This window comes from Marinoscillum furvescens DSM 4134, assembly GCF_003386095.1.
Taxonomy (GTDB): Bacteria; Bacteroidota; Bacteroidia; order Cytophagales; family Cyclobacteriaceae; genus Marinoscillum; species Marinoscillum furvescens.
On the sequence record NZ_QREG01000005.1, the window covers coordinates 8,405 to 22,849 of the forward strand.

Here is a 14,445-nt window from a genome sequence, read left to right on the forward strand (position 1 = left end):
CGCATCCTCCAAAATAGAGACGAACCTGCCGGCTGGGGTCTATATCCTCACCGACGGAGCACAAGCACATAAAATCATTTTGAAGTAACACTCCACCCCTAAATCCCCTCCTCCGAGGGGATTTAGGAGTGGGTTCAAAACCTTTACAATCATGAAAAATTTACTCTATAAATCCCTACTAGTACTACCGGCATTACTCTTTGTGTTACCGGCCATGGCTCAGCCCAGTGGCCCTCCAGCCACGCCCATAGATGGCGGACTGAGTATTTTGCTGGCAGCAGGTGGTGCCTATGGCATCAAAAAGCTGCATGATCATAGAAAGAATCCATGAAAATTAGTCGCTTGACTGGTGATGGAGGTAAAATGAGATAGTTTTCGAAACCTTCTTGACCGTTAGTCAATTGTATTTGGGTATTTATAACCGGCTTTATCCGATTATTGGGTAGGGTCGGTTTATTTTATGCCTTTCAGGTATAAGCACAAAGAGTGAAGAAGCCCAAGCAGCTACCCTCGTGTCGCTAAGCTTGCCTTAGGTGCGTGCGTAATTAGTACATCTTGGTGTGGGCTCAAAAGCCAGCCATTTTTTTAAGTGATCCATCATTCGGCAATTGAGGTTTCTGTAGAAGATTTCAGGTAAAAAGGTCACAGCTGCCCACAACCGATCCGGCAAACTACTATCCAAAGATTTTCAGAGTCCAATTTGACGGTTTTTTAGGAATTGTTATTTCTAATCTTGAATTCGTTATATCTTTTGTGCTTTAATTTTTTACTGTATTAAAGTATGCCGATCAACGTCAGAAATGCTTGCTATACCTTCGCATTTCTTATTTCCTTTTTTACTCATGCTCAAAATTCTGGGCAAAACACGCTGAATTTTGCAAAGGAGCATATCAATAGAAACCCTGATACGGTACTTTTTCACTTAAGTCAAAGTATTCATCAGGGAGGATTGTTAGACTCTCAGATGCCTGAAGCCTATAGACTTATCGGGATATGTTATCATATCCAATCACGTTTCGATTCTGCTTTGCTCTATTTTGAGAAAAGCCTGGACCTTGCCACACTACAAAGTGATAGCGATATGGTGGCCAAAAGCAGACTTGATATTGGCAAAACACTGTTAGCAAAAGGGCGCATGAGTGCTGCACAGGAGCATTTTACTGAGGTATTGGTGTATTTTGAGGAGCATGAAATGCACGATGAAATAGTGCAGACCCTTTCCTATATGGGGTTTCTATTTCAGCGCTCTAATGACCTACGTGTAGCTCGTAAAATGTATGATCGGGCATTGCAACAACCCAGTGGTCGCAAGCATCATTTGATGATCAGCTTAGCGACATGGCATGGTAGAATGAACCAACCAGATTCGGCTTTAATGCTCTATGATAGCTTGTTGGACCTCCCTGATATACAAAATGATTATTTGATCATGTCACGGATTCACCTGAATGCAGCCATCATCTACGATCAAATTGGCAATCATGAAAAAGTCATTGAATACAGCAGAAAAGCGCTGCAGTACAATCATCAACTTGGTAACTTGTCCTCGAAAGGGGTCATCTATCAGAACCTGACGCAGTATCATTTTCTACGAGGCGAGTATGAGCGCTCGAGAGTATGTCTGGATAGTGGATATTACTGCGCTCAAAAAGTAGGTAGCCTCAATGTTTATATCAAACTTTTGGGGATCGAAGTAGAATTTGAAAAACTCGATGGCAACTATAGAAGAGCAGAATACTTAATGGAAAAGTACGATTATCTAAAGGATAGTTTGCACCGCCAGCGACAAGCCGACCTGGCTCAAGAACTCAACATTAAATATGAAACGGCTACAAACAAGCAGCGCATCGCAGAACTGGAGCTGGAGCGTAAAGACGCGGCATTATCTCTGGCAAGAGCCAACAATCAGCGCAACATCTTTTTATCAGGTTTTGGTTTGCTGATTGTGATAGCGGGATTTCTATACTTTCAGTACAGTACTAAGAAGAAAACATCGGAGGTACTGACACAGAAAAACCTTCAGATTTCAGATGCACTTGCTGAGCGCGAAACACTTTTAAAAGAGATACACCACCGGGTGAAGAATAACCTACAGGTTATATCCAGCCTGCTTAAACTCCAGGCAGGATCTCTTGAAGATGAGGCGGCTATTGATGCCGTCAAGCAAGGCCAACATCGAGTAAAATCCATGGCCCTGATTCACCAGCGCTTATACTCAGCGGATGATGTGAGAGGTGTAGATATTCAGGATTATTTTGACAATTTGTGTTCGGAGCTCTTTTCGGCATTTGGTGTGGATACGACCAATACAGATTATCACGTAGCTACCAATGGATTGAAACTGGATATAGATACAGTGATTCCTTTGGGGTTAATTATCAACGAGTTGGTGACCAATTCCATCAAGTATGCATTTGATGAAAAGACTGATGGCATGCTGCGAATAGAAGTTAGCAATGAAGGCGACAAGCTAATCGCTAGTGTGGCGGACAATGGCATAGGGATGGATGAGAAAAAACTGTCCGATTCCAACTCTTTTGGGTGGAAAATGATCAGATCACTCTCCAGAAAACTTAAAGCAGAAATAAAAGTGCATAGTGATCAAGGCACAACGGTAAATTTGATCATGTCCAGGTTTAAATTAGTCAAATGAACAAAGCACGTGTATTGGTAGTGGAAGACGAGCCACTCATAGCTGATGATATAGAAGATACGCTAGTAAATAACGGATATCAAGTGGTGGCTGTGGTGGATGATGCTGAGGGTGCCCTGGAGATTACCAGTAAGGATCGCATAGACATAGCCCTACTAGATGTCAACATCGAAGGTGATATAGACGGAATTGAACTGGCCGCACAACTCAATATCCCATTTATTTTTCTTACTTCATATTTTGATAAAACTACACTAGATCGAGCCAAACAGACCAATCCAGCTGGCTATGTAGTGAAACCTTTCAACGAGCGGGACCTTATTGTCAATCTGGAAGTAGCCCTGGCCAGACACCAGAGAAAACCAAAGACTCCCGATCTTCCAGAAAAATTCTTTGTAAAAGATGGTCAGGAGATCGTTTCGGTAAAGCCCTCAGATATTCATTATGTGGAAGCTGATGACAACTATGCCAATATTTATACGGACAAGGGCAAATTTCTGATCAGCCATACACTTAAAAGCATAGAGGATAAGTTGACCCCTTTTGGTTTTAGAAGGATACATCGTTCCTTCCTTATCAATTTTGACAAAATAGACGCTATTTCTGAAGGATACGTATTTATAGCCTCCAACAAGATTCAGATCGGAAAATCTTACCGAAAAGAATTTATGGAGAGCTTGTCATTATTGTAAGATTTCGATTCCCTAATTTCTTCTTTCCCTTTACTCGGTTTTTCAATCCCTTCGCTAGTAGTGGGTATGAAACCCTGTGCTGATCGTTCATCTTCACGATTGAACACACAATCAATTCCGTGAAGAAATGAAGAAATTTTTACTATTAACACTTGCTTTGTGCACCATCCAGGTGATGTCCTTCGCTCAGGACCCATTCATTACCACCTGGATTACAGATGATGGCACTATAGACATTGATGACGTAGGTACCGGGTATTACAACGTGACGTATTACCAGGAATCTAACCCCGGAGCATCACAGACTCTTACAAATGAGCGAAGGTCTACTGCACTGACAGGCCTTACCAACGGGGTTTCATACGTAGTGGAGATCAGTGGAGACTTCTCCGGCATGGTGTCCACGATCAGCGGCCTACCAGCAGGCACCGACGATAAGCTTCGCTCCATAGACCAGTGGGGAGATATAGAATGGACCACTATGGCCAATGCATTTCGGGGATATACAAACCTAACTGTTACCGCAACGGATGCACCTGACCTCACAGGTGTGAGCAGTATGCAAGGCATGTTTCAGGAATCAGGCATCAATAGTGTTGACCTAAATCATTGGGATGTCAGCTCTATCACCAACATGAGCTCCACATTTGCTTATTGTCCCAATTTCAATGGGGACGTGTCTAACTGGAATGTGAGCAGCGTAACCAACATGACCAACATGTTTAGGTCTCTAAGCTACTACGAAGACCCATTTTCAGGAGATCTCAGTGGATGGGATGTGGGTAATGTAACCAGCATGGGAGGGATGCTAAGCTATACGGCAGTTTCTCAGGAAGATGTAGATGCGATGCTTCTGGCATGGTCAGAACTTACCACGATCCAAAACAATGTGTCACTGGGTTTGGAGGGTTTGCACTTCTGCGAGACCACCGGTATGGATGATCTGGAGAATAATCATAATTGGACGATATCAGGAGCTACCAGTAAGTGTCCTCAGGTGTTGAGCTTTGACGCATTTGACCCAATCACTTACGGAGAGGTGAGCGATATAGTGCTTGATTTTGATAATACGTCTGGATTGCCCCCGACCACTGTTACCAGTTCTGATACAGATGTGGCTACTATCGTAGAGTCACCTCAGTACACTTATAAAGTGGTTATCCAGGGTCCGGGTACTACTACTATTTCAGCACAGACTGAGGAAACCTCCTCCTATTTCGAATCAAATATTGCCACTCAGACACTTGTAGTGGAAGAGCCAGCAGCCTTTACGATGAAGTACCAGATTACCAATGACGGTAGTTCTACATGGAATGAGTTACAGTTAAGACCTGGTTTGACTTCTGAGGGCTATACAGTTGATTATGGTGATGGAAATACTTATACCGGAACATTCGCACCCATTCACACCTATGCAGCCGAAGGTGAGTATATCGTAAAGATCACGGGAGACTACCCTTACTTTACTATAAGACTTCAGGACCGGGCCAAGTTGGTAGAGATAAGCCAATGGGGGGATATCGTATGGGAAGAGTTTTGGGGAAGTTTCCAAAACTGTACTAACCTGACTTATACAGCGACAGATGCACCAGATTTATCAAACGTTACCCGATTGCAGGAGATATTCTCAGGAGCTTCTTCATTCGATGGGGATCTTGGTTCGTGGGATATCAGCACGATTACCAACATGAACGGTATGCTAAATAGTACGGCTCTTTCTGCCGCTAATTATGATGCGACCCTTACGGGATGGGCAGCCAATGCCACTGTACCCAGCTCCATATCGTTGGGTGCTTTGGGTATTAACTATTGTGAGGCAGGCGATGCACGCCAAACGCTCATAGATGATCATAGCTGGACCATTTCTGATGGAGGTTTACTTTGCCCCCCTGTAGTTTGGGACGGGACAGTGTGGGACAATACCACGGGTCCATCTGCTGGAGATGATGTGGAGATCAACGGGGACTATTCCGAATCAGTCGGTTTTGAATGCGATAATTTGACGATTACTTCTGGCAATACACTTACCGTAAACGGCACACTCATCGTAAATGGTAATCTGACAAACTATGGTACTATGACCGTGGAATCGGGGGCTTCATTGCTCACTTTTGATGGAAATACCATAGCAAGTAATATCACGTTCAAACGCAATACGCGCTATGCAGATGGCAGATATAGTTTTATAAGTACTCCAGTAGAATTTGGCCTTACCACTGGTGAAAACTTAGGCGATCATGTCTACAGATATGACGAATCTGCCAGTGCAGACCCTCAGTCATTAGACCGGTGGATTGATGCTTTTTATGATCAGCTGAAACCGGGGCATGGATATACCCAGGCCGACCAGCAGTTGATAGAATTTACTGGAAGACCCAATGATGGAAATGTGATCCTGGGAAGTGCCAGCTATGTGAATGACGGATGGCATCTGGTAGGCAATCCATACCCTGCGGCGCTAGATGTTGATGAATTTATTGATGGCAATGGGTATCTCACGGGTGATGTTTACATCTGGGACGATAATGGATCAGATTTGGGACGAAGATCCAGTAGTGATTATATCGTGGCAAATAAATCTGGAGCCACGCACAATGGAGACCCTGATGTCTCGCGCTGGAATGGTCATATTGGGTCCATGCAAGGGTTTTTTGTAAAGCTAGATGGTGAAAGAGGCAATATTCTGTTTAAAGAAAATATGCGGGTAAGTGGCCAGAATGATGATGGCAACTATTTTAGAACCACGAGTAGGGAGACCACCCGTGTGCGTATCAATTTGACTCACAAAGAAGGGTTATTTAAACAAGCCCTGCTCGCCTGGAACCAATCCGTGAGTGATACGGAGTTGGCCAAAGGGTATGATTCCAAGGTATTTAATACAGATGTTCCTTATGCAGTTTTCACGATTAAAGATGAGGAGCACTTGGCCATTCAGACCATTACTGATAAGAAAGAGGTAATTCCAGTAGGTTATACAATAGAAGAAGCTGGTCTGTACACCATAGAGGTAGACATGTCTGAGGCAGCGGAAAAGTCACTTTTTCTTAGAGATAAGCATACCGGGCAAATAGTAGAAGCCCCTGTGAGTCTGGAGTTTACTTCCACGGCTGGTCGATTTACCAACCGATTTGAACTACTGACCGATGCACGTGTATTGGGTACCGATCAAGACAAGGTGCAGGTATATGCCAGCAATCGTACCATCCATATCCACCTACCGAATGGAGAAGAAAGAACCTTCAAGCTGATGAGTCTGGATGGTCAGCAACTAATGAGCAAGGAGCTGAACGCATCCTCCAAAATAGAGACGAACCTGCCGGCTGGGGTCTATATCCTCACCGACGGAGCACAAGCACATAAAATCATTTTGAAGTAACACTCCACCCCTAAATCTCCTCCTCGGAGGGGATTTAGGGGTTGGTTCAAAACCATTACAATCATGAAAAATCTACTCTATAAATCACTACTAGTACTACCAGCATTACTCTTTGTGTTACCGGCTTTGGCTCAGCCCAGTGGCCCTCCAGCTACGCCCATAGATGGCGGACTGAGCATTTTGCTGGCAGCAGGTGGTGCCTATGGCATCAAAAAGCTGCGTGACTACCAAAGGAGTCACTGAGTGGCGCCCTGCGCTACTTTGAGGTCTCCTGCGCCACCTTTGGTGGTCCCTGCGCGAAACTTGAGCCTTCCTGCACCGGGTTTATACCTTCCTGCGCAATAATATTTCGTCCTGCGTGAAATTGACCTTTCCCTGCCAAATATTATTCCGCCCCGGGAGGCTTAGACCCTTTCCCGGGAGACCTTGAGGCCGTCCCGGGCGCCGGGGAGCAGCAATATTCACCCGGGGAGACTCCAATACGCCCGGGAGCATCACAAAATCACCCGGGGAGCATCGTTTTTAATAGTGGAACATGAAAAAAGCCTGTGAGCAATTTGCTCAAAGGCTTTATTAGTTTAGGTTGATGTGATGTCTTAGTCCCAGGTGTCCAGCTCTGCCTGAGGTATCGGGAGGATAAACTTATTATCCAGTGGGTCATTGGACGTGATTCTTACGTCGAGTCCATAGGCTTTCCATCTTTTCAGGTCATGAAATATGATGCCTTCAAAGAGAAACTCACGATTGCGCTCCAGCACCAGGCTATCATAGAAAGCGTAAGGATCCCCATTAAAATCCGATACTTCCAGTGCATTCAGACCAGCACGCGTTCTAATGGCATTTAGATCTGCCAGCGCTGTGGATTCTATCGTTTCGGTTTGCTCAAAAATAGCTTCAGCTCGAGATAGATGGATTTCTGCCAGTCTGATTACCGGAATCACTTTATCCGCACTCATAAACTTAGAAGAAGATATAGTGCTCGTGTTTAAGACATTGGTATAGAATGCGGTAGTGATGTCCTGAGCTCGGGTGGTTTCGTCCACATCTTCATCCACAAAGCTGCGGATGTCATTGTCGGAAAACTGTGGGCTATTAGCCACAAAACTGGAGTAAAACGAAAACTCAAGAATCCTCATGGTGCCAATACCACTCTCGGTCAACGACGAAAAATGATTAACCAGGCCAGTGCCTGTAGAGCGATCTCCTGTGGTATTGGCAAAAGTCTGCTGTACCGCGAGGATGTCTTCTGTGCTGTTGGAGTTGTTATTAAATGCCAGCAATGGAGTAGCCGCCAGTGCAAACTCGCCAGAAGATATGATCGTATTGGCATGGTCTTCGGCAGCTTCCCAATCCAGCTTTTGCAAAGCAACACGCATCTGATAGGCCGTCACCGCATAGTAGGAAATGTTGGTGCCATTGGTCCCAAATGACTGCAGCAGTGTAGAAGCACGGTTCAGGTCAGTTTCCACCTGAGTATAGACAGCCTGTAGCGTTGCTAATTCTGGAGTTTTGATTTCTGCTATTTCCGTGATTGGCTCTGTGAGCAAAGGGATCGTTGGAGTACTCAGATTGGCATCCATGTATTGAGGACCCCAGAGTCTTACCATTTCAAAGTATAAAATTCCCCTAATGGCCAGTGCCTCTCCTTCCAGTCGATTTTTCAGGTTGGCATCACTTACCTTATCAATGTTTGCCAGCACATTATTCACCGTGTTGAGCACCTCATAGGCACGTCTCCAGTTGGCTTCTACACGAATATTGGTACGCAATATGTCCTTGTCAATGAAGTTGGTATAAGTGGGCGCATTTACATCATCCCACGAAATTTCATTGTTGTTTCTACGCGTGAGTAGTGTGGGGATGAGCTTAAAGTCTCCCCCGAGGAGTTCTCCACCATTGGCACCATCATAGATACCCATCAGGTTGTAGTATGCCCCAACCAGAGCTTCTTCTATGGAGGCGTCATCCTTGAGCACTTCACCACTGATGGTGTTTTCTGCATCGATATCGAGCAGGCTTTCACAAGAGGTGAGGACTATACCGGTCATTAGCATCACCGGCACAATTAGTTTTAAAAGCGTTTTTCTAAATGTCTGCATGATTAAAGGCCGATTTTGATTCCAGTCATAAATATTTTAGGCTGTGGAGCTGTGAAGTTGTCGATTCCGCGACTGATGTTTTGTCCCACGATTCCATCCAAAGGATCGAAATAGCTGACATCTGGATCGTAGCCTTCATACTCAGTAAAGGTCAGCAGGTTGGTGCCGCCTATATAGATACTCATGTAGTTGAGTCCCCAGTTGCTGGTCACGGCCTCAGGGATGTTGTACGTGAACGTCAGTGTTTTCAGACGGATGTAGCTACCATCTTGTAGCCATCGGGTAGATGGAAAGGTGTTTTCCTGAAATGGGTTTAATGCCGGATATGGAGCCTCATCTCCTACAGCGTACCACCTGTCAGCCTGATCTACGGTTTGGTTGAGGTTGAGTATGCCATTGTTGGCCAAAAACTCTCCCGTCTCCCAGTACAGATCTGCCCCACCTACAAACTGGAACATAAATGACAGGTCAAAATTGCCAAACTTCAGGCTGTTGGTAAGTCCGCCGAAATAGTCCGGGTTTGGATCGCCCACAACCATGCGAGGAGCACTTTCCCAGTCAGTGGTGGTTCCTCCACCTTCTGTTTCGTAGAGAGCCTCACCAGTAGCCGTATTTACGCCAGCGTATTTTCTCATGTAAAAGACGCCTGCTGGCTGATCCTCCAAAAAGGCATTTACTCCTACGATCAGGTTGGCACCGTTCAGATCGGTAACGAGGTTTTCATTAAACGAAATATTGAAATCGGTGCTCCAGCTAAATGTTCCCGACTCTACGTTTACCGTACTTAGGTTAAACTCGTAGCCTGTGTTTTCCATGGTGCCCACATTTTTTAGCACCGAAGCAAAACCGGATGTTTGTGATACCGGAACAGGGAAAAGTAGATCCGTAGTGGTCTTCTTGTAGTAGTTCACCGACCCGGAAATGCGGTCTTCCAAAAATCCGAAATCCAGACCCAGGTCCAGCTGAGCTGTGGTTTCCCATTTTAAGTTCGTGTTGGCCAGATTGGCAAGACGGATACCATCCTGCTGGCCATAGCGCATTCTGAAATAGTTCGTTCGGTAGAGGAAGTCGTCTTGAGGGGTGTTTCCTACCAGACCATAAGAGGCTTTTACTTTTAGAAAATTCAATGGGCCCGCATCTTGTAAGAAAGGCTCGTTGCTGACATTCCATCCACCAGACGCTGCTGGGAAAAATCCGTATCGATTGGCTTCACCAAATTTTGATGAACCATCCATACGACCACTCACCTGGAAGATGTATCGGTCTTTCAGGCTATAGTTGAGTCGGCCAAAGCTCGACACAAAGACACTGGCTTGGCCCGGAATGTCAATGGTGGTGAGGATGGGATCATCCGGAGATAAGCGCTCCAGCTGATCGATGCTGTTTACGTTGGATACACGAAATGTGGAAGTGGTGTTGGACTCTTGATAAGATCCACCCAGTACAGCGGAAAATTTGCTATCACCAGCCGGTTCGGGAGCGAACGTAAACCAACCATTAAAGATGTAGTTGGTCAGTTGGGAGGTGCCTAGCTGAGAGCGGCCACTCAGTGCTCCATCTCGCGTTTCCGGTCCTTGACGTAGCTCGTCACGGAAGTTGTTGTAGTCCAGTCCGCCATTTACATCAAATGTCAGGGCATCACTTAGGTCAAATTTTAGACCCAGGCTCCCGACCAGACTGTTGTTATATCCCAGATTGTCAGAAAAGTTGACTTCTGTTAGAGGATTGTATTCCAGGCTTCTGACTTTTAGTTGAAAATTATTGTTTTCGTCATAAGTATCAGATGGGGGCAATACGATAGCCTGTAGTGGTGCTCCCAGATCCTGGTCTTCCTGTAGCCTAAAGTCTTTGGAGTAGAAATAGTTCAGGTTCAGGTTGGCTGAAATACGGTCCGAAATTTTACTGTCTATGGAAGTAGCAGCATTGAACCGGTTGTATTTATTGCCAACGAGGATACCTTCCTGAGTGGTGTAAGACAGAGAAGAAAAGAATCCAAGTTTTTCGGTACCTCCCTGAAGGCTCAGGTTGGCTCTATGTGAGTTTGCCTTACGGAAAACCTCATCTTGCCAGTCGGTATCATTGTTGAGCTCACTATAAAACGCAGGCATAGTTACCGTGGAGCCATCGGGTAAATTGATAGTAGAGCTACCGGAAGATTGCCATTGTTCCAATCGTTCACGGGTGATGTATTGGTCTTGAGAAAGAGACCGAAGCGTATATTCGATCGTTTGGAGGTTGTACTCATCTGGCCCATAAAGGTCCAGCTTTTTAGGGGTTTGCCCCATGGTGTACTGGTAGTCCGCATCTATAGAGATGCCCCCGTTTCCTCCAGATTTGGTGGTGATCAGGATGACTCCATTGGCTGCACGTGATCCATACATGGCAGCAGCCGAAGCATCTTTTAGGATCTCGATTTTGGCAATGTTTGTGGGGTTGATATTAGACTGATTACCTGATGTGAGCGGTACACCATCCACTACGTAAAGCGGTTGGTTGGAGGCAGATAAAGAAGAACCTCCGCGGATTCTTACTTTGGTACCCTGCCCTAGTTTTCCACTACTGTTTTGCACAAACATCCCGGTAGTTTTTCCCTGGTTGGATTGCTCCAGGTTGATGAGTGGTGATGGGCTTACATCATCTGTGGTGATGGTGGAGACGCTGCTGGTGAGTTCGGATTTGGATTGTGAGCCAAACCCTACAGAAACATCTTCATTGCTGTTTTTCGCCTTGAGCGAGACGTCTAGTTGTGTTTTTCCTCCTACAAATACCGTTTTGCTTACATAGCCTTCTAGTGAAAAGGTGACATTTTCATAGCCGTCTGTTAGGCTGATTTCATATTGGCCAAGGTCATTGGTGATGGCAGTGCCAGCTCCACCGGATGCCGTCACAACCACTCCTCCCAATGGCCCACCTGAGCCAGATTGGGTCACTATTCCCTTGAGCACTACCTCCTGGGCATGCGCCAAATGAAGGCATAGCAGTAGGCATAGGCTGGTGATAGGTAATTTCATATTGTCAGAATTATTGTCAGAAAAAGATCAGCACAGTTCGAAGACCATGCTTTTCACTTTGCTTTAGTTAGTCAGGCCATAAAAATAGCAGAATCAATGCTCATATTAAGAAAAGTAATGGCTTTATCCTAGTGATAATCGGTAAGTGGGACGCCTCGTTCTACTAAAATCCCCCGAAATCCCATTTTGCCACTACCAATATACCGTGATCACGGTATGTCATCCGGCACCACCCCCAGCTAATTTTATTTTTTGGAAACTAACTACACCGCGATCATGAAAAATCTATTGGTACTTGGGGCATTGCTGATGGGCGCGATCAATGCATTGGCGCAGCAGGCAGTAGAAATCCTCCATCCTACTGAGGCTGAGGAACGCAAATTTGGAGAGACCATCGATATCGAATGGCTGAATACTGGCGCTGGGACCAGTGATTATTTTCAGCTTTACTACTCCAACGATGGCGCCACCTTTCAAAACTTTTACAATGGCTATATCTATCAGATGTCCAACAGCGGCGACACGTCCACCTATACCTGGACGTTGCCAGATTTGGGTACGGACTCATCCAGTTCCATTCGGGTGAGGGTATTAAATCAAACCCTGGGAGTAGCCGATACCTCGGCCGGGTTTCGATTGTACTATGAGCCAGAGGTGGCCATAGCGTTTCCGACAGATACCGTACAGCGTAAGTTTAGAGAGACTTTAGATGTAACCTGGGTAAATGGCGACATAGGCACGGCAGATTACTTCAGTTTGTACTACTCGAACGATGGCGCTACTTTTCAAAATTTTTACAATGGGTACATCTACCAGTTGACCAACAATGGTGATACCTCCCGCTACACCTGGACTTTACCCGATTTGGGAGCTGACTCATCGAGCTCCATACGCATACGAGTACTCAATCTGACGCGCAGTGTATCCGATACCTCGGCCGGGTTTCGATTGTACTATGAGCCAGAGGTGGCCATGGTCTTCCCTACAGATACGGTAGAGCGTAAGTTTAAAGAGACGCTAGATGTGACCTGGGTGAATGGTGATATAGGCACTGCAGATTACTTCAGTTTGTACTACTCGAACGATGGCGCGAGCTTTCAAAATTTCTACAATGGATATATCTATCAGCTAAGCAACAGCGGAGACACCTCCACCTTTACGTGGACGTTACCCGATTTGGGAGCCGACTCATCAAGCTCCATACGCATACGAGTACTCAATCAGACGCGCAGTGTATCCGATACGTCGGAGGGCTTCCGAGTATACTATGAGCCGGAGGTGGCCATGGTCTTCCCTACAGATACAGTAGAGCGTAAGTTTAAAGAGACGCTAGATGTGGCCTGGGTGAATGGTGATATAGGCACCGCAGATTACTTCAGTTTATACTATTCGAATGATGGCGCTACTTTTCAAAATTTTTACAATGGGTACATCTACCAGTTGACCAACAGTGGTGATACCTCCAGCTATACCTGGACGTTACCCGATTTGGGAGCCGACTCATCGAGCTCCATACGCATACGAGTACTCAATCAGACCCGTAGTGTATCCGATACGTCGGAGGGCTTCCGGTTGTACTATGAGCCCGAAGTAAATATCACATCACCTGCCGCAGGACAGTATGTGGCTCAGAGTGCCACCCATCCGGTCACCTGGGACAATGGTGATGTAGGCACGGCAGATTATTTCCAGCTTTATTACTCGGTAAATGGAGGGAATTTCACCAATATTTACAATGGGTATATCTATCAGTTTACGGCTGATGGAACTAAACTGACCTACAATTGGTCAGTACCTGCTATCGAAAGCACGGATGTCAAATTCAGAGTTTTAAACCAAACCAGAAGCGTTTCAGACACGACCAAATCCTTTACCGTATGTGCTACATGTCCTGGTGTTGCACTTTATCATCCCAATGGAGGTGAGCAATTCAGCTATGGCGAGGAAGTAGAAATTGGTTGGTCGCTGGGTGATGTGTGGGAGCCTACAGATAGTATTCGAGTGGAGCTTTCGCTAGATGCTGGAAGCACCTATGAAACACCGGCCATTTTTGCCGGTAACTACAGCGAAATCGTGGACAATAAAGTGAACTGGACCACTCCGGAATCGGCCAATGACCAGCTGGTTATACGTGTACAAAACGTAACTCAGGGCACTTCAGATGTCAGCGACAATGTATTTGAAATTGTAGCGCCAGTAGTTGCTGTGACGCTATCCGCTCCAAATGGAGGGGAGTCGTTTACAGTGGGCGAAAGCACCAACATCACGTGGACAAGCACGGGCATACCCGATACCGACCTGATCGAAATTCGCCTGAGTACCGATGGAGGCACGACGTATAGCATATTGGCCGATGGCACTTTCGGGACGTATGGCGGCACTTATAGCTGGACGGTCCCGGATCAGGTGACTTCTACTGCTCGCATTGAGATTGCCAACACCACACAGAATGTTGCCGATGCGAGTGATGCTAATTTTAGTATTGTGAGTGGTACATCTTTGACCCTATCCGCTCCTAATGGAGGGGAGTCATTTACGGTAGGCGAAAGCACCAACATCACGTGGACGAGTGCGGGCATACCCGATACCGACCTGATCGAGATTCGCCTGAGTA

The 14,445-nt window shown here is 45.8% G+C and carries 8 protein-coding genes; 6 read left to right on the forward strand and 2 right to left on the reverse strand.

Going from position 1 to position 14,445, the window contains the following annotated elements; all coding sequences use genetic code 11:
• Positions 1 to 151 precede the first annotated feature (151 nt).
• The 5 genes from C7460_RS07040 (at position 152) to C7460_RS07060 (ending at position 6,964) form a co-directional block, all read left to right on the forward strand.
• Complete coding sequence (locus C7460_RS07040; protein WP_115867393.1) at positions 152 to 331, forward strand: PID-CTERM protein-sorting domain-containing protein; 180 nt, start codon at positions 152 to 154, stop codon at positions 329 to 331.
• Positions 332 to 781: 450 nt separating this feature from the next.
• Positions 782 to 2,653 (forward strand): tetratricopeptide repeat-containing sensor histidine kinase, encoded by a 1,872-nt coding sequence (locus C7460_RS07045; RefSeq protein ID WP_115867394.1) that lies wholly within the window; start codon positions 782 to 784, stop codon positions 2,651 to 2,653.
• On the forward strand, positions 2,650 to 3,345 hold the full coding sequence (locus C7460_RS07050) for a LytR/AlgR family response regulator transcription factor (protein WP_115867395.1): 696 nt from the start codon (positions 2,650 to 2,652) through the stop codon (positions 3,343 to 3,345). The genes C7460_RS07045 and C7460_RS07050 overlap by 4 nt, the downstream gene beginning before the upstream one ends.
• Before the next feature lie 127 nt (positions 3,346 to 3,472).
• A complete protein-coding gene (locus tag C7460_RS07055) occupies positions 3,473 to 6,721 on the forward strand; it encodes a BspA family leucine-rich repeat surface protein (protein ID WP_115867396.1) in 3,249 nt (1,082 codons plus the stop codon).
• Between the two features lie 63 nt (positions 6,722 to 6,784).
• Entirely contained in the window at positions 6,785 to 6,964 is a 180-nt protein-coding gene (locus C7460_RS07060) for a PID-CTERM protein-sorting domain-containing protein (RefSeq protein ID WP_115867397.1), read from the forward strand.
• Positions 6,965 to 7,317: 353 nt separating this feature from the next.
• On the opposite strand, the gene C7460_RS07065 is transcribed toward C7460_RS07060, so the two are convergent.
• Both C7460_RS07065 and C7460_RS07070 read right to left on the reverse strand, forming a co-directional pair.
• Positions 7,318 to 8,820 carry a RagB/SusD family nutrient uptake outer membrane protein gene (locus tag C7460_RS07065; protein ID WP_115867398.1) on the reverse strand — a complete coding sequence of 501 codons (1,503 nt, stop codon included), beginning with the start codon at positions 8,818 to 8,820 and terminating at the stop codon, positions 7,318 to 7,320.
• Between the two features lie 2 nt (positions 8,821 to 8,822).
• The gene (locus C7460_RS07070) at positions 8,823 to 11,831 is read right to left on the reverse strand and encodes a SusC/RagA family TonB-linked outer membrane protein (RefSeq protein WP_115867399.1); all 3,009 of its coding nucleotides are present in this window, start codon (positions 11,829 to 11,831) and stop codon (positions 8,823 to 8,825) included.
• Positions 11,832 to 12,107: 276 nt separating this feature from the next.
• On the opposite strand from C7460_RS07070, the gene C7460_RS23665 reads away from it, so the two are divergent.
• Positions 12,108 to 14,445, forward strand: a 2,338-nt coding sequence (locus C7460_RS23665) for a hypothetical protein (protein WP_221409470.1), incomplete at its 3' end; no start/stop codon positions are given.

What these genes read in the sequence shown, in the direction of transcription:
- C7460_RS07055 (WP_115867396.1), top strand. Translation starts at nt 3,473, where the DNA reads ATGAAGAAATTTTTACTATTAACACTTGCTTTGTGCACCATCCAGGTG.
- C7460_RS07065 (WP_115867398.1), bottom strand. Translation starts at nt 8,820, where the DNA reads ATGCAGACATTTAGAAAAACGCTTTTAAAACTAATTGTGCCGGTGATG.
- C7460_RS07070 (WP_115867399.1), bottom strand. Translation starts at nt 11,831, where the DNA reads ATGAAATTACCTATCACCAGCCTATGCCTACTGCTATGCCTTCATTTG.
- C7460_RS07050 (WP_115867395.1), top strand. Translation starts at nt 2,650, where the DNA reads ATGAACAAAGCACGTGTATTGGTAGTGGAAGACGAGCCACTCATAGCT.
- C7460_RS07040 (WP_115867393.1), top strand. Translation starts at nt 152, where the DNA reads ATGAAAAATTTACTCTATAAATCCCTACTAGTACTACCGGCATTACTC.
- C7460_RS07060 (WP_115867397.1), top strand. Translation starts at nt 6,785, where the DNA reads ATGAAAAATCTACTCTATAAATCACTACTAGTACTACCAGCATTACTC.
- C7460_RS07045 (WP_115867394.1), top strand. Translation starts at nt 782, where the DNA reads ATGCCGATCAACGTCAGAAATGCTTGCTATACCTTCGCATTTCTTATT.